We start from the raw sequence: 14,683 nt of genomic DNA, 5'->3' as shown, positions 1-14,683 counted from the left end.
GTCTCGCCGCCCCGGCTTCGCGGCGCTACGCCTTTCTGTACGCCGGTTATGGGCGAGCTAGGCCATCGCTCAGGTTTCGGGTGGCCCTTGCGGCCGGATCGGGTATGGCGTGAACAGACGCCTGAAGAGCAAGGCATCTCGTCTGGGAGGACGATCAATGGCGATGGCTGCCACCACCACAATGCGCGGGCCGATGGTGCTCAAAGACTGGGCGCAGCTTCTGCTGCTCGGCGCCATCTGGGGCGGTTCGTTCTTCTTTGCCCGCATTGCGGTGGCGGAACTTCCGCCGCTGGTGCTGGTGCTGTTCCGCGTCACCATCGCGGCGGCGGCACTTCAGCTCTATCTTGCGGTTCGCGGCCCGTCCTTTCGCCTCGCTTTGCCGCATGCCGGCCTGTTCTTCCTGCTGGCGCTCGCCAACAATGTCATCCCTTTCTCGCTGATCTTTGCCGGCCAGACCGAGCTTGGCGCCGGCGTCGCCTCGGTGCTCAATTCGACGACGCCGTTCTGGACGCTGATCCTCGCCAACGCCCTGACCAGCGACGAAAAGCTGTCATGGAACAAGCTTGCTGGCATCGCCCTCGGTATCGCGGGAACGGCGGTGATGATCGGTCCCGGCCTCGTCGCCGGGCTCGGCGGCCCGGTCTGGGCGAAATTCGCGCTGATCGGTGCCTCGGTCTCCTATGCGGTGGCGCTGATGATCGCCCGCCGCTTCAAGGGTGTGCCGTCACCGGTCATTGCCACCGGCCAATTGACTTGCTCGACCATCATCATGATCCCGGTCGTTCTGTTCACCTACGGGACCGCCAATCTGTTTTCGGCCTCGCCGCCGGTGTGGGCGGCGGTGCTGGCGCTGGCGCTGCTGTCGACCGCCTTCGCCTATATCCTCTATTTCAACCTTGTCGCCTCGGCCGGCGCCACCAACGCCTCGCTGGTCACGCTCATCGTGCCGGCCAGTGCCATCCTGCTCGGCTTCCTGTTCCTGGGCGAGCGGCTCGAACTGTTCGAATTGGGCGGCATGGCGCTGATTGCGCTTGGCCTCGTCACCATCGACGGTCGCCTGTTCGGGCGGCGTTAATGCATGTTCCCAAAATGTCAGCTCGAAATCGATTCGATTTCGGCCAACGGTAGCGCTGCCATGCCCCGGCTTTGCCACAAATTATTCACAGGTCCCGAGCCGGCTTTTGACAAAGAGTTTCAATGCCTAACGGCAAACGGCAGGTCGCAAATTCCACAATTTCGTCGCATTGCAGCAAAGTTTCTCCTTGCCTGTGGCACAAATGACCCTAGACTCTCGCCATAGCTCTTTAAGAGGAGGCTATGACATGGGACTGACGAGGCCGATCAACGCATTGATGATTTGTGCTGCGTTTGCATTCATCGGCGCCCTCATTATGGGCGTCCTTCCATAAGGCCGCTGAGCGGGGGAAGACCAGCACCGAATACTCCAAACCATTGAAAAGGCCGGGCATTTTGCCCGGCCTTTTGCATTCCCCCGATCTTTGACATTTCAAAAAGGGGCTTTGCCGCTTTACGCCGCGGCGGATCCAGCCGCCTCGACTTCGTGCGACCTGATGCCGATCATGTGGCAGATGGCAAAGACCAGATCGGCCCGGTTCATCGTGTAGAAGTGGAAATCGCCGACGCCGCGCTCGACAAGGTCCAGCACCTGCTCGGCGGCCACGGCAGACGCCACCAGCGCATGCGTTTGCGGGTCGTTCTGCAGCCCATCGAAGCGCTCGGCCAGCCATGCCGGCACCAAGGCGCCGCAACGCGCCGAGAAGTTGGCGACCTGCGTGAAATTGTGCACCGGCAATATGCCAGGCACGATCGGTATGTAGATGCCGGCCCGCCGTGCCCGCTCGACATAGCGTTCATAAAGGTCGTTGTCGAAGAAGAACTGGGTGATCGCCCGCGTCGCTCCGTTGTCCGCCTTGCGCTTCAGCATGTCGAAGTCGGTGGCGAAATCCGGGCTTTCCGGATGTTTTTCCGGATAGGCCGAGACCGATATGTCGAAATCGCCGGCGCCCTTCAGCGCATCGACCAGTTCGGCGCCATTGGCATAGCCTTCCGGATGCGGCCGGTAGGCCGCGCCGACGCCCTCGGCCGGATCGCCGCGCAGGGCGACGAAACGCTTGACGCCCATGTCGGCGAATTCCCGGATCACCGCATCGACCTCGTGACGCGCCGCATCGACGCAAGTCATGTGCGCCGCCGGTGTCAGCGTCGTTTCATTAAGGATACGCTTGACGGTGCGGGCCGTGCGCTCGCGGGTCGAACCACCGGCGCCATAGGTGACGGAGACGAATTTCGGCTTGAGCGGCTCCAGCCGGGTGACCGTGTCCCACAGCCTTGCTTCCATCTCATCGTTTTTCGGAGGAAAGAACTCGAATGAAACCCTGACCTTGTCGCCGATGTCGGGGCGGCGGGAGAAGCGGAACTGGTTCATCAGGCTGTTTCCCCTATCGGATACGCATTGGCCGGTTGTCTGTCGTTGGAAGGCTCGGCAATCAGCATCCGCCGATCGCGGCCGAGCCAGAGTTTGACGGTGAGCTTGGCCTCGTTGCCGCCGCGCGGCTCGAATTCCTGGCTGTCCTCGAGGTCGAGGCCGGCCTCGGAAAACCAGTCGCCAATTTGCCGGTCGGAAAAGCCGAGGCGCATATGCGCGTGCTCCTCGCGCAAGAACTCCAGCGTGTGCGGCGCGAAATCGACGATCACCAGCCGGCCGGCCGGGCGCAACAGACGAGCCGCCTCGCGGATGGCACGGGCAGGATCGTCGAGATAATGCAGCACCTGATGGATGGTAACGAGATCGAAGGCGTCGCGTTCGACCGGCGGCGCAAAAATGTCGCCCTGCCGCACCTGCGCATTCGAAACGCCGGCCTTGTCGAGATTGGCGCGCGCCACCGTCAGCATCTCGCGCGACATGTCGATGCCGACACCGCGCCGATAGAGCGGCGAAAAGATCTCGAGCAGCCGTCCGGTGCCGGTGCCGAGATCGAGCATCGACTGGAACGGCCGCTTGCCGACGAGCTTGATGAGGGCTGCTTCGACCGCGCGGTCCGGCACATGCAGCGAGCGGATGTGGTCCCAGCTTGCGGCGTTTACCGAGAAATATTCGGCAGCCCGGTCCTGCCGCTTGCGCTTGACCGCGGCCAGCCGTTCGAGATCACGCTCGACCTGCGGATCGGCGCCGCGGATGCCGGAAACCAGCCTGAGCACGAAATCGCGCGAGGAGTCGGAATCCGATAGCCGGAAGAACGCCCACGAGCCCTCCTGGTAGCGGCCGATCAGCCCTGCCTCCAGCAGCAATTTCAAATGGCGCGAGACGCGCGGCTGCGATTGGCCGAGGATTTCGGTGAGATCGGACACGGTCAGATCGCCGCGCGACAGCAGCGCCAATATACGCAGCCGGCTGGATTCGGCAGCCGCCTTCAATGTATCTACCATCGTGTCGAGAGCGACATGCATGCGAGCATTCTCTTTGAAAAGATATAAACATATGTTTATGTCGGTTTTGATAGGCTTGCAAGCGCTATGTCGCTTCCGGACAAGAAAATGACGCATGCGTGGCGGACCGCGCAAGGCCGCAAGCATGATCGAGGCGAGACCCATGTTCGAAACGCGCAGCGGCGAAAAGCTTCTGGAAACCGACCCGGCAACGATGCCGCCGGATGGCCATGTCGTCTTCATCGGCCGCATCGCTTCGCCTTGGGTCACGCGGGAGACCTGCCCCAAGAACATGAAGGCAGCGCGGGAGACGGGACAGCCGGCGGTTCTCACGATCGATCCGCTCTATCGGGACGGCCTGCTTGGGCTGGAACGTGCCAGCCACGTCGTCATCCTGTCTTGGCTGCACCATGCGCCGCGGCAACTGATTGTCCAGAAACCCCGCCATGCCACGGAGCCGAAAGGCGTCTTTTCGCTACGCTCCCCTGCCCGGCCGAATCCTGTCGGACTGCATATTGCCAAGCTCGTCGCACTCGACATCGACACCGGCCGTGTCGAGCTTGACGCCATCGACGTGCTCGACGGCACGCCGGTCATCGACATCAAGCCCTATTTCGCCTCGACCGATGCTTTCGCCGAGGCGACCATGGCTGGGCGGAACGAGTCGTCCAGATCGGACGAGCAGTGAGCGCCCCGACCGGCCGCCGCCGCGCCATCGCCAAGGCGCTGACAGCGCTTCTGCCGCTGGCGCCTTATGCCGACATGGAAAAGATCCGTGCCGATGCCGGCGCCGTGCACATGAAGAGCTTGCCGCCGAGCATTGCCGTGTGGCTGGCGACGATTGCGCATATTCGCCACGCCCACACCGACTACGAAAAACTGCTCGCCGAAGGCTATGACCGCGATTCCGCGCGGTTCTTCGTCATCGAGCAAACCAACATCGTGCTGACCCGCTGGCGCGCCACCCGTTTGCTCGACGATGAGGATGAGGCGTAGAGGATGGCAAGCACACGCGTCGAGTTCTGCGCTCTTCACCGTTGTGATTAGCGAAATCGAGACGTGACGGCCAATCTCCCCCCAAGTGGGGGAGATGTCCGGCAGGACAGAGAGGGGCGCTGTCCCGCCAACCTCACGTCGGCAACATCGGAACCTTCGAAACCTCAAAACAAAAAACCCGCCTCGGTGGGCGGGTCGTCGGTGCGAATCAGCACCAAAATTAATAGCATAGCTGCCGGCACAAAGCAAGAACAAAATACGCCGTGACCGGCAAAGTCGCCTTGCCTGGAAAACAACTAGGCCCGGTAAATCCACTGCTCCGGCACGCGCACCGATATCTCCTCGCCGGCCGTGATCGTGCCGGGCTTCTCGACCCAGGCTACGAGCCCGCGCAAGCGCTTCGCCGCCTTCGGGAACAGCAGCGCGCCGCCGTCATGATCGGCCATCCCGGCATTTTCGGCGACGGATCGCCCTGCGATGCGGCAAGGCCCATTCTGCGCGTCGATCTTGACGGCAGCGCCGCCTTTGAAGAACAGCAGCGTGCCAGACGGCAGCATGGAGAGGCGCGGCAGGCCTTCGATCAGGAGATTGGCGCCGATCCATTCCGGCTTGATCTCGGTAATGCCAATCCGTTCGGCAACGATTGCCAGTTCGTCCGCCGCGACGATCGACAATTGCCGCTCGTTGCGCATCTCGGTGCCGCGCGGATACCAGGGTTCCCGCCCGCCGGAGCGCCGCGTCGTGCCGGCGCGGAAATCGCCCTCGATGCCGTCGAAACCGAGTTGCAGCGCATCCACCGCTCGTGTCTCAAAACGATCGAATGGTGCGAGATAGAGCGCCGCCACCCTGGCGGCGAGTTTTCGCGCCGGCACGATCTCGACCGGATTTCCGGTTGCGGGAAACAGATCCGGCATTGGTTTCATTCCTAGCGACCGGATGCAGTTAGCCGAAGTCGATTCATAGGGTCCAGTCGAAAGCGTTGATGCTCCAATCAAGACGGCTGATACGGGTCGGCACCACCAGCTTCCCGGTTGAATCAGCCCCATGCAAAAGCGTGCCGCATTGCTGCCGCGCTGCATCGGTTGATAATATCGGTCAGGTTAAGCCCGCGGAGGTTATGCGGAGGTTATCATGCATCCCGCATCGGCAATCGCGCAGCTCTGGCTACTCTGGGTTGTCTCATGGGCCGCGGCCGCCTTCTGGGCCGACCGGGCCGAAAAACGCGCCGGCTTCGAGGCCGAACTGCCCTACCGGGCGGTGCTGGTGGTCGGCACGATCCTGCTCTTCATCCCGGCGCACGGTTATGCCGGCCCGCTGAGGCTTTGGACGCCGAACCTTGCCGAAGCGTGGATCTGCGTCGCGCTGATTGCTGCAGGCCTGGCATTTGCCTGGTGGGCGCGGCTGCATCTCGGCCGCCTGTGGTCGGGCACGGTCACCGCCAAGGCAGAGCACCGCGTCATCGACACCGGTCCCTACCGGCTGGTTCGCCACCCGATCTACACCGGGCTGCTTCTGGCGATCCTCGCCACCATGGCGGCGAAAGGCACCGTCTGGGGCGTTGCCGGCGCCATTCTTCTCACTGCCGGCATCGTCATGAAGGCAAGGCTGGAGGAGCGTTTTCTGCGCGGCGAACTGGGTAGCGCTTACGACGACTATGCCAGGCGCGTTCCGATGCTGGTTCCGTTCGCGCGGAAATAGTCAGAGCATGCGCAACAGCGCGCCGCCGATCGAGTAGCCGGCGCCGAAGGCGCAGAGCAGGCCGTAGTCGCCGGCTTTCATATCGGCATGGTTCTCCGACAGGGCGATGATGGCACCGGCGGCAGCCGTGTTGCCGAGGCGCTCCAGCACCATCGGCGCGCGGTCATGGTCGACGTCATGGCCGAACGACAGTTTCAGGATCATGGCGTTCATCCGCGCATTGGCCTGATGCAGCCAGAAGCGCCGGATCGCTTGCGGAGTCAGCCCGTGTTCGGCCAGGAACTCGACAATGAACTTGTGGCCGGCGACGGTGACTTCCTTGAACACCTTGTTGCCGATCTGCTTGATCAGATTGCCTTCCAGATCGATCATGTACGGATCGTCCTGGGTGGCGCGGGTATAATAGCCGAGATTGGTACGGATGCTGTTCGACATCTGCGTCCAGGCGCGCGTGTCGAGCACCTCGAAGCGTCCCGGCCGCTTCTCGCCCTGGGCGAGCCCCTCGACGATCATCGACACGGAAGCGTCGCCGAAGATGAAATGCGTCTGCCGGTCGCGAAAATTGAGATGGCCGGTGATGATCTCCGGCGTCGTCACCAGCACGCGTTTGTGCGCCCCTGCCCGCACCAGATTGACCGCAATGTGCAACGCCGCCGCCGCCGAAGAGCAGCCAAGCCCCATGTCGAAGCCGGCGCCTTTCGTGCCCAGCGCCTGCTGCATTTCGATGGCGATAGCCGGATAGGGCCGCTGATGGTGCGAGGCCGAGCAGATCACCAGGTCGATATCCCCGGGCTTCAGCCCGGCATGATCGAGCGCCTTGCCGGCCGAGGCGATGCCGAACTCGGCCTCCAGCGACAGCGCATCGTCGGGCCGGGCCGGGAAGCGCGGCGCCATGCGGGTCGGGTCGAGGATGCCCTCCCGTTCGATGACATGGCGGGTCTGGACGCCCGAGGCATGGACGATGAAGGCACTGTCCGATTTCTGCAGGAGCGGCTCGCCCGACACCTCGCGGCGGACGTTCTCCATGTCCACCCAGCTGTTGAAGCTGGCGACGAGCTCCTCATTGGTGATCGAAGCTTCGGGGATTTCAACGCCGATGCCGCTGATGATGACGCGATGCATTTCCAGTTCGTCCCGTGCGCAGGCGTTGCGGCTTCATGTCGACGCCGCAATAAGCTCGGCGCAACCTCTTTTGCACCTAGCCAGTTTATGCCGGCTTAAATCAAGTCCCTGGAAGGTCTTTACCAGGCGCAGAGCTTGGTATTGGTCTGCGGGTTGTTCCAGCAGGCACCGTCATCGTTGCTGCGCACGAATTGCCCGGGCAGCGGCACGTTGCGGCGGCCGAGATTGACATAGCCATAGGCAAAACCCGGCCCGTCGATCTCCAGGACGTAAGTCGGATAGCCCGGCGCCGAGATGCGAAAGCTGCCGGCATCGTCCAGCGCCCGGTAGCTGCACGAGAAATAGCCGTCGTCGCTGGTGAAGCAGCGCGCTCGCTTGGCCTCCGCCGATATCGAAAAGGCAAGCACAGCGGCCGCACAAATGCTGCCGCCGAAAATGAGCTTTTTCAGTGTCATCATCCACCCCCCAATGGCCCATGAAGGGCCGTTATCCCTTCCCCAGCGAGATGCGCATGACGGCGAAAGCCGGTCAAGCATCCGCTGCTGGCTGTTTTTGGGTGTAGCTAAGAGTTTCTAGGCAGAACGCCGCGCCACGATGAAGACACGGGGAAAGCGCAGCAACACCTTGCCGCTTGCCATTTTCGGATAGGCTTCGCTGATCCTGTCCGTGTAGCGCTTCAGGAAAAGTTGTCGCTCGTCTTGATCGAGCGGATCGAGGAACGGCTTCAGCCCGGTCGACTTCACCCATTCGACGATCGCCTCGGCATCGGTCAGCGGATGGTTGTAGATCGTGTGCCAGATATCGAGCCGATCCGCGAATGGCGACAAAAGGTCGTAATAGAACGCGACCGGCGGCAGCGGCGCGCGGGCAGCGTCGCCGAGCTTTTCGGCAAACGGCATCTCGGCCGCGGTCTCCCGCATCAGCCGGTGCGATGGCTCGCCCATATTGTCCGGCATCTGCACGGCAAGCGCGCCGCCGGGCGCCAAAAATCCCATCAGCCGCTGGAAGACCGCCGGATGCTCCGGCAGCCATTGAAACACCGCATTGGCGAAGATCACGTCGACGGGTTCGTTCGGCTGCCACGTCGCCGCATCCGCCAAGGCAAAGGTGACGCCGGGCAGGCCGGCCTTCGCCTTCTCGATCATGTCGGGCGACGTATCGAAGCCGCTGATCTGCGCCTGCGGCCAGCGCTCGACCAGCAATTCGGTCGAATTACCCGGCCCGCAGCCGATGTCGACAACCCGGCGCGGTGCGTGCACCGGCACCTGCGCGACCAGATCGCGCGCCGGCCGGGTGCGCTCATCCTCGAATTTCAGGTAGAGGGCGGCGGACCAATCGGCCATCTTGGTTCCTCAGATCATTTGAGAATTCGCCGCCCTGTAAATGTCTTACCGCGTCAGCCGCTTATACGTCATCCTGTGCGGGTTGACCGCATCCGGACCAAGCCGGCGGATCTTGTCCTGCTCGTAATCCTCGAAATTGCCTTCGAACCATTCGACGTGGCTGTCGCCCTCGAAGGCGAGGATGTGCGTCGCCAGACGATCGAGGAACATGCGATCGTGCGAGATGATGACGGCGCAGCCGGCGAAGCTCTCGAGCGCGTCTTCAAGTGCGGCCAGCGTTTCGGTATCGAGATCGTTCGTCGGTTCGTCGAGCAGCAGCACGTTGCCGCCGGTCTTCAGCATCTTGGCCAGATGCACGCGGTTGCGCTGGCCGCCGGATAGGTTGCCGACCTTCTGCTGCTGGTCGCCGCCGCGGAAATTGAACGATGCGCAATAGGCGCGGGTGTTGGCTTCGAACTTGCCGAGCTTGACCACTTCGGCGCCGCCCGAGATCTCTTCCCAGACGGTCTTGGTCGGGTCGAGTGCGTCGCGGCTCTGATCGACATAACCGAGCTTGACCGTCTCGCCGACGCGGATGGTGCCGGCGTCCGGCTTTTCCTGGCCGGTGATCATGCGGAACAGCGTCGTCTTGCCGGCGCCGTTCGGGCCGATGACGCCGACGATGCCGCCCGGCGGCAGCTTGAATTCAAGATCGTCGATCAAAAGCGTGTCGCCAAAGCCCTTCGACAGGCCCTCGACCTCGATCACCACATTACCGAGCCGCTCGCCATGCGGAATGACGATCTGCGTGTCGCTCGGACGCCGCTTGTCGGCGGCATCCAGCAGGTCCTGGAACGCCTGGATACGCGCTTTCGACTTGGTCTGTCGGGCCTTCGGGCTGGACTGGATCCACTCGCGCTCGCGGCCGATCGCCCGCTGGCGCGCATCGTCCTCGCGGCCTTCCTGCTTGAGCCGCTTGGCCTTGGCTTCGAGATATTTGGTGTAGTTGCCCTCATAGGGAATGCCGCGGCCGCGGTCGAGCTCGAGGATCCATCCGGTGACATTGTCGAGGAAGTAGCGATCGTGGGTGATGATCATCACCGCGCCCGGATAGGCGCGCAGATGCTTTTCCAGCCACGCCGTCGTCTCGGCGTCGAGATGGTTGGTCGGCTCGTCGAGCAGCAGAAGGTCGGGCTGGCGCAGCAGCAGCTGGCAGAGCGCGACGCGGCGCCGCTCGCCGCCCGACAGCTTGGTGACGTCGGCGTCCTTGGGCGGGCAGCCCAGCGCTTCCATCGCCATCTCGACCTGCTGTTCGAGATCCCACAGGTTGAGCCGGTCCATCTCGTCCTGGAGTTTGGCCGACTCGTCGGCCGTCTCGTCGGAATAGTTCATCATCAATTCGTTGTAGCGCTCGATGATGGCAGTCTTGGCGGCGACGCCTTCCATGACGTTCTCGAACACGGTCTTGCTCGCATCGAGTGCCGGCTCCTGCGCCAGGTAACCGACGGTCGCGCCTTCGGCCAGCCACGCCTCGCCGCTCCACTCCTTGTCGATGCCGGCCATGATCTTGAGGATCGTCGACTTGCCGGCGCCGTTGGGACCGAGGATGCCGATCTTGGCGTCCGGGTAGAAGGACAGATGAATGTTCTCGAGCACCTTCTTGGTGCCGTAGGCCTTGTTGAGGCCGGCCATGTGATAGATGAACTGGCGTGCCACGCGCGCTTTCCCTGAAAAGTCGACTGATGTCGGATTGAATGGAAGTTGGGGGCTATGTAAGCGATGCGGCCCCGAACGGCAAACAGTTTTGGCCCCAAGCGGATTTGGTCGCACCCGCAAACGCTTAGCCGCTTCATTTCGTGCCGGCGCCCTTGCGAAAGCTCCCATTAACCATTCCGCGTCAAAACAGTGTTGGATGGGAAATCGCTGGCAGCCGCGATTTCGGGGAGAGAGATCGGGCCGTGCTGAACAGTTTCCTGCTTTTTGCCGAAGCGGTTCTCTATTTCGGCATCATGGTCACGCTTTTCCGGTTCAGGGGCCGCATCGGCCTCGGCGTCTTTGTCTGCGCTCTTGGCGTCATGCATTTCCTGGAAACCTACCTCGCCAGCGTCTTCTACGTCGCGCTGCCGTTCGGCATGGTATCGCCGGGTTCGGCCGTGCTGTTTTCCGGCAAGCTGGTCATGCTGCTCCTGCTCTACATCAAGGAGGACGCGGCAACCGTCCGGCAGCCCATCTACGGCCTGCTGCTCGGCAATGCCCTGATGATCGGCCTCGTGCTGATCCTGCGCCTGCACGATATTGCCGCCCTGCCCGGCGGCAAGCTTCCCGACATCGGCTTCATCGACGAGATGGGCTGGCTGATGGTGTGGGGCACGACGCTGCTGTTCATCGACGCCATCCTGATCATCCTGCTCTATGAAAAGCTCGGCAAATATCTGCGCAAGGCGCTTTTCACCCGCATCCTGGTCTCCGTCGCCTGCGTGCTCACCTTCGACCAGGCAGGCTTTTTCACGGCGCTGCATTTCGTCACCGGTGCGCCGGTGGCGGTGTTCTTTGGCGGCTGGTTCGCCAAGATGGCAGCGGCCCTGGTCTACAGCACTATGCTGGTCGCCTATATCAGGTGGTTCGAGGCGCGGCAGGTGCCGGCGCCGCGCGGGCTTTCCGACATTTTCGACACGCTGACCTATCGCGAGCGCTATGAAGCGCTGGTCGAGCATGTCGGTCGCGACGGCCTCACCGGCCTGCTGCACAGGGGGCGCTTCGACAGCGATGGCGAGGCCGCCGTTGCAACCAGCCTGCGAACCGCCAGGCCGCTCAGCCTGCTGATCATCGATGTCGACCACTTCAAATCGATCAACGACCGCTTCGGCCATGCCGAGGGCGACAAGGTGCTGAAAGCCCTGGCGATTTTGCTTGGCGAACTTGTCGGGACCGAAGATCAATTGTTCAGGATCGGCGGCGAGGAATTCGCCATCCTCGGCTGGCGTCCGCAGCCGCTCGCCAGACTGCTGGGCGAAACCGTCAGGCAAGCGGTCAAGACGTCCGCAAGCACCAGCCGGTTCGACATCACCGTCAGCGCCGGCATCTCGACAGTCAGCGAGACGACCCGTTGCCTTGCCGATCTCTTTGCGCTCGCCGACCAGCGTCTCTACAAGGCCAAATCGACCGGACGCGATCGCGTTGTCGGCGAACCGGGCGGCAACGAAGCAGACGGCCGCAACACATGGACCAGGCCGGAGCGCAGCGCCGGCGCGTAACGCTACCCTGGCCTCCGATTGGCTCAATCAGGATCGTTTGCGCCGCTGCCATCCGCCGATCGCAACCGAAATCGCCATCAGCGCGATCGCCAGCCATTTCAACGCGGTAATAATCGGACCGGCATCGATGTCGTAGGCAATGAACAGAAGGATGCCCGGCATCAGCAGGCCGCAGAGCACGAGCGTGATCCGGTTGATCTGCCATGACACTTTTGCGGCAAGCGCCTGGTCGCCGGGCACGGCGACGAGCGCGGCACGTAGCGACTTCGGCGCCACCAGTGCGGTCGAAAGACTCAGCGAAATCGGCAGGCCGATGCCGATGATCAGGAAGGCGCATGCGGCCAGGAGCAGCGAAAACTTGAGCGCACTGGTTTCGGCCGGCACCGGGAACAGCAGCGCCGCCAGCGGCAGGAAGACACCGAAGATCCCGAGCGCAGCAATGGCGATGAAGATCGCCGCGTTGACCAGCGTGAACAATTGGTAGGTGCCGCCGCCGACGGGTTTGGCAAGCGTGGTCATGCGCACCCACTCCACTTCGGTGTAGGAAAAGCCCGGCCACTCCATATGGCCGTCGCGGATCGCCGTCATGCCCTTGGCCCAGAACGCCAGCCGCGCCAGCGCGCCGCTCGTCATGCCACTCATCGCCACCCCCTACGAATGATGCCCAGGGATCATACCATCCCCGGTGCAAAGCGACAGTTGCGTTCGGCCTGTCTACTGGAACCCGACGGCATCGACCGTGCCCTTCGGGCAGCCGGCCTTGGTTGTCGGTGCCGAGGCAAGCAGCAGGGCACCGAGCGAGGCGTTCGAGGCGATCGGGCCGGCCAGGCCGAGCGTCAGCTCGCCGATCAGCCGCCTGCCGCTCGAGGGATCGACCACGCAGGATACGCGGACCCGGTCGCCCGCGCCTTTGCCGAAGGGCTGTCGAAGGTGCTGGCAATCTGATCGGACGTGAGCTGCTTGCCGATGTTCTTGGTGAAGAGATCGCGCACCGGCGAAGCGTTCACCGCGCGCATCAGGTTCAAGGCGTCGGAGAAATACTCCTGCTGGCTCTTGCCGTAGCAGGTGCCGTGCTTGATCCATTCATGCCTTTCGAGGGCGGATGCGGTGCCCGGCATCACCTGGTCGAGTTCCGACCGCGTATTCGGGTCCAGCGTGACCGGCGGCAAATCCCGCCAGTGCGCCGGATCGTCGTTCGCCTTGTCGCCTGCCGCGACCTGGCAATAGAAATTTCCATTCGGCTGCGGCCACAACCCATGCAAGGTGAAGTGGGTCGCATCGAAACCGGCGGCGGTCTGCGCCCGGCATTCGGCCTTGCTGGATTTGGTCTCACAGAAAGCCGGCTGCCAGCTCAGCGCGAAGACATATTCCGGTTTTCCGGACGCCGATGGCTTGTTCGGATCGGCAGGCGCCGGTGCAGCCGGCATCGTCGATCCGCTGCCGCCCGAAACGTGGCCGCAGCCGGTCTTGACCCAGCGGCGCTCCGGATCGGCGCCCGGCACGCGAATGAGATAGTGCGTGGGCGCGTCCTTGTTGCCGGCCAGGAGATCATAGCTCTGGCCAGCCGCGGTCGAGATGTTGCCGGGATTCTTGCCGCTCTTGATCGCCTGCGTTGCCGGACAGGCGGTATCGGCGACGAAAGCGCCGGTCATCTTCACATCGGCCCGCGCCGCGCCGGCAAGCAGCACGGCCGCAAGCGCCAATCCGAAAACAAAACCTGTCCGCATAAGGGTCCCTCGGCTGAAAAACTGCGGCAACAGACTGCCGATGCCACCATGTCAGAATTGCGAACGTGCGGTAAACGTCAGCGCGCAAATCGGTCACGCCGGATTGACGCAAAACCGGCGCCGGCGCAAACAAAACTCGCGTCCGGTATCGTGTCGGGGCGTTGGAGACGACGCGGCGATGTCATTCGACCAACAGCTTGTGCTTCGATCGCCGACCGGCGCCGAGCTCAACCTTTATGTGAAACACGCCATCGGCCAACCGCGCGCCATCGTTCAGATCAACCACGGGTTGGCCGAACACGCCGCGCGCTATGCCCGCTTCGCCGATTTCCTCGGCGCGCGCGGCTACCAGGTCTTCGCGCACGACCACCGTGGCCACGGCGCCACCAAGGCGCCCGACGCGCCACCTGGCAGGTTCGCCGATGCGAATGGCGGTGCCAAGGTCATCGCCGATGTCGCCGCCGTCCACGATCTGATCGCCAGGGAAAGGGCTGGCCTGCCGGTCATCGTCTTCGGCCATTCCTTGGGCGCGTCGGTCGCGCTGAACTTTGTCCTCCGCAACTCGGCGCGCATCCATGCCGCCGCGATCTGGAACGGCAATTTCTCGGCCGGACTGCTCGGCCAAATCGCGCTGGCCATGCTTGGTTGGGAAAAGTTCCGGCTTGGCTCAGACGTGCCGTCGCGCATGCTGCCCCGGCTGACGTTCCGGGCCTGGGGCAAGGCGGTGCCCAATCGCCGGACGCCGTTCGACTGGCTGTCGCGCGATGCCGTTGAAGTCGAGAAATACATCGCCGACCCGCTCTGCGGCTGGGACGCATCGGTGTCGATGTGGCAGGACATCGTCAAGATGACGCTGCATTGCGGCAGCGACCGCAATTTTTCCGGCGTGCGGCGCGACCTGTTCGTCAATCTGGTCGGAGGCGAGCAGGATCCGGCCTCGGACGGCGGCAAGGCGGTCAGCCATCTTGCCGGCCGGATGCACATGATGGGTTTTTCGAATCTCGTTTCAAAGGTTTACGCCGAAACCCGCCACGAAAGCCTGAACGAGATCAATCGAGACATCATCATGGAGGATTTTGCCGCCTGGGCCGACCGTGTGCTGAGGGCACAGTGATAC

The 14,683-nt window shown here is 63.0% G+C and carries 16 protein-coding genes; 6 read left to right on the top strand and 10 right to left on the bottom strand.

Annotation, left to right across the window (positions count from 1 at the left end; genetic code table 11):
• The first annotated feature begins 157 nt into the window (after window positions 1-157).
• Window positions 158-1,075, top strand: a complete 918-nt coding sequence (locus NKH13_RS13410; protein WP_352912746.1) for a DMT family transporter — start codon at window positions 158-160, stop codon at window positions 1,073-1,075.
• A gap of 453 nt (window positions 1,076-1,528) precedes the next feature.
• Here NKH13_RS13410 and metF read toward each other — a convergent pair whose 3' ends face one another.
• Together metF and NKH13_RS13400 are read right to left on the bottom strand one after the other, a co-directional pair.
• Window positions 1,529-2,446, bottom strand: coding sequence for a methylenetetrahydrofolate reductase [NAD(P)H] (metF, locus tag NKH13_RS13405; protein ID WP_023676795.1), 918 nt, complete (start codon window positions 2,444-2,446; stop codon window positions 1,529-1,531).
• Window positions 2,446-3,468, bottom strand: coding sequence for an ArsR/SmtB family transcription factor (locus NKH13_RS13400; protein ID WP_292659442.1), 1,023 nt, complete (start codon window positions 3,466-3,468; stop codon window positions 2,446-2,448). Before NKH13_RS13400 ends, metF begins: the two co-directional genes overlap by 1 nt.
• 142 nt (window positions 3,469-3,610) lie before the next feature.
• Between NKH13_RS13400 and tsaA the strand changes: the two genes are divergently transcribed.
• Both tsaA and NKH13_RS13390 read left to right on the top strand, forming a co-directional pair.
• Window positions 3,611-4,135, top strand: coding sequence for a tRNA (N6-threonylcarbamoyladenosine(37)-N6)-methyltransferase TrmO (gene tsaA, locus NKH13_RS13395; RefSeq protein WP_352912745.1), 525 nt, complete (start codon window positions 3,611-3,613; stop codon window positions 4,133-4,135).
• A complete protein-coding gene (locus NKH13_RS13390; protein ID WP_292659440.1) occupies window positions 4,132-4,443 on the top strand; it encodes a DUF2293 domain-containing protein in 312 nt (103 codons plus the stop codon). The genes tsaA and NKH13_RS13390 overlap by 4 nt, the downstream gene beginning before the upstream one ends.
• A 296-nt stretch (window positions 4,444-4,739) precedes the next feature.
• Here NKH13_RS13390 and NKH13_RS13385 read toward each other — a convergent pair whose 3' ends face one another.
• Window positions 4,740-5,357 (bottom strand): MOSC domain-containing protein, encoded by a 618-nt coding sequence (locus NKH13_RS13385; protein ID WP_352912744.1) that lies wholly within the window; start codon window positions 5,355-5,357, stop codon window positions 4,740-4,742.
• Between the two features lie 217 nt (window positions 5,358-5,574).
• Here NKH13_RS13385 and NKH13_RS13380 point away from each other — a divergent pair, with 217 nt between their 5' ends.
• Entirely contained in the window at window positions 5,575-6,141 is a 567-nt protein-coding gene (locus NKH13_RS13380) for a methyltransferase family protein (protein ID WP_352912743.1), read from the top strand.
• On the opposite strand, the gene NKH13_RS13375 is transcribed toward NKH13_RS13380, so the two are convergent.
• The 4 genes from NKH13_RS13375 to ettA form a co-directional block, all read right to left on the bottom strand.
• On the bottom strand, window positions 6,142-7,263 hold the full coding sequence (locus NKH13_RS13375) for a beta-ketoacyl-ACP synthase III (protein ID WP_352578734.1): 1,122 nt from the start codon (window positions 7,261-7,263) through the stop codon (window positions 6,142-6,144).
• Window positions 7,264-7,382: 119 nt separating this feature from the next.
• Window positions 7,383-7,718 carry a hypothetical protein gene (locus tag NKH13_RS13370; protein WP_352912742.1) on the bottom strand — a complete coding sequence of 112 codons (336 nt, stop codon included), beginning with the start codon at window positions 7,716-7,718 and terminating at the stop codon, window positions 7,383-7,385.
• Between the two features lie 117 nt (window positions 7,719-7,835).
• Window positions 7,836-8,606, bottom strand: coding sequence for a trans-aconitate 2-methyltransferase (gene tam, locus NKH13_RS13365; protein ID WP_352912741.1), 771 nt, complete (start codon window positions 8,604-8,606; stop codon window positions 7,836-7,838).
• A gap of 45 nt (window positions 8,607-8,651) precedes the next feature.
• The gene (gene ettA, locus NKH13_RS13360; protein ID WP_352912740.1) at window positions 8,652-10,301 is read right to left on the bottom strand and encodes an energy-dependent translational throttle protein EttA; all 1,650 of its coding nucleotides are present in this window, start codon (window positions 10,299-10,301) and stop codon (window positions 8,652-8,654) included.
• 242 nt (window positions 10,302-10,543) lie between these two features.
• On the opposite strand from ettA, the gene NKH13_RS13355 reads away from it, so the two are divergent.
• A complete protein-coding gene (locus NKH13_RS13355; protein ID WP_352912739.1) occupies window positions 10,544-11,839 on the top strand; it encodes a GGDEF domain-containing protein in 1,296 nt (431 codons plus the stop codon).
• 27 nt (window positions 11,840-11,866) lie between these two features.
• On the opposite strand, the gene NKH13_RS13350 is transcribed toward NKH13_RS13355, so the two are convergent.
• The 3 genes from NKH13_RS13350 to NKH13_RS13345 all read right to left on the bottom strand — a co-directional run bounded on the left by NKH13_RS13350 (window position 11,867) and on the right by NKH13_RS13345 (window position 13,566).
• Entirely contained in the window at window positions 11,867-12,481 is a 615-nt protein-coding gene (locus NKH13_RS13350; protein ID WP_352912738.1) for a hypothetical protein, read from the bottom strand.
• A gap of 72 nt (window positions 12,482-12,553) precedes the next feature.
• A complete protein-coding gene (locus tag NKH13_RS35630) occupies window positions 12,554-12,718 on the bottom strand; it encodes a hypothetical protein (RefSeq protein WP_502914247.1) in 165 nt (54 codons plus the stop codon).
• Window positions 12,688-13,566 (bottom strand): ribonuclease T2 family protein, encoded by an 879-nt coding sequence (locus tag NKH13_RS13345; protein WP_502914565.1) that lies wholly within the window; start codon window positions 13,564-13,566, stop codon window positions 12,688-12,690. Before NKH13_RS13345 ends, NKH13_RS35630 begins: the two co-directional genes overlap by 31 nt.
• 178 nt (window positions 13,567-13,744) lie before the next feature.
• On the opposite strand from NKH13_RS13345, the gene NKH13_RS13340 reads away from it, so the two are divergent.
• On the top strand, window positions 13,745-14,680 hold the full coding sequence (locus tag NKH13_RS13340) for an alpha/beta fold hydrolase (RefSeq protein WP_352912737.1): 936 nt from the start codon (window positions 13,745-13,747) through the stop codon (window positions 14,678-14,680).
• Window positions 14,681-14,683: the final 3 nt, after the last annotated feature.

The sequence above is a fragment of the Mesorhizobium sp. M1348 genome, assembly GCF_040317925.1.
Taxonomy (GTDB): Bacteria; Pseudomonadota; Alphaproteobacteria; order Rhizobiales; family Rhizobiaceae; genus Mesorhizobium.
The sequence above is the reverse complement of the archived record's forward strand: the minus strand, read 5'-3'. Positions and strand labels throughout refer to the sequence as shown.

Bases quoted from the DNA above. Each gene is read 5' to 3' on its own strand.
- NKH13_RS13410 (WP_352912746.1), top strand. From the start codon at position 158: ATGGCGATGGCTGCCACCACCACAATGCGCGGGCCGATGGTGCTCAAA.
- metF (WP_023676795.1), bottom strand. From the start codon at position 2,446: ATGAACCAGTTCCGCTTCTCCCGCCGCCCCGACATCGGCGACAAGGTC.
- NKH13_RS13400 (WP_292659442.1), bottom strand. From the start codon at position 3,468: ATGCATGTCGCTCTCGACACGATGGTAGATACATTGAAGGCGGCTGCC.
- tsaA (WP_352912745.1), top strand. From the start codon at position 3,611: ATGTTCGAAACGCGCAGCGGCGAAAAGCTTCTGGAAACCGACCCGGCA.
- NKH13_RS13385 (WP_352912744.1), bottom strand. From the start codon at position 5,357: ATGCCGGATCTGTTTCCCGCAACCGGAAATCCGGTCGAGATCGTGCCG.
- NKH13_RS13380 (WP_352912743.1), top strand. From the start codon at position 5,575: ATGCATCCCGCATCGGCAATCGCGCAGCTCTGGCTACTCTGGGTTGTC.
- NKH13_RS13375 (WP_352578734.1), bottom strand. From the start codon at position 7,263: ATGCATCGCGTCATCATCAGCGGCATCGGCGTTGAAATCCCCGAAGCT.
- NKH13_RS13370 (WP_352912742.1), bottom strand. From the start codon at position 7,718: ATGACACTGAAAAAGCTCATTTTCGGCGGCAGCATTTGTGCGGCCGCT.
- tam (WP_352912741.1), bottom strand. From the start codon at position 8,606: ATGGCCGATTGGTCCGCCGCCCTCTACCTGAAATTCGAGGATGAGCGC.
- NKH13_RS13350 (WP_352912738.1), bottom strand. From the start codon at position 12,481: ATGAGTGGCATGACGAGCGGCGCGCTGGCGCGGCTGGCGTTCTGGGCC.
- NKH13_RS13345 (WP_502914565.1), bottom strand. From the start codon at position 13,566: ATGCGGACAGGTTTTGTTTTCGGATTGGCGCTTGCGGCCGTGCTGCTT.
- NKH13_RS13340 (WP_352912737.1), top strand. From the start codon at position 13,745: ATGTCATTCGACCAACAGCTTGTGCTTCGATCGCCGACCGGCGCCGAG.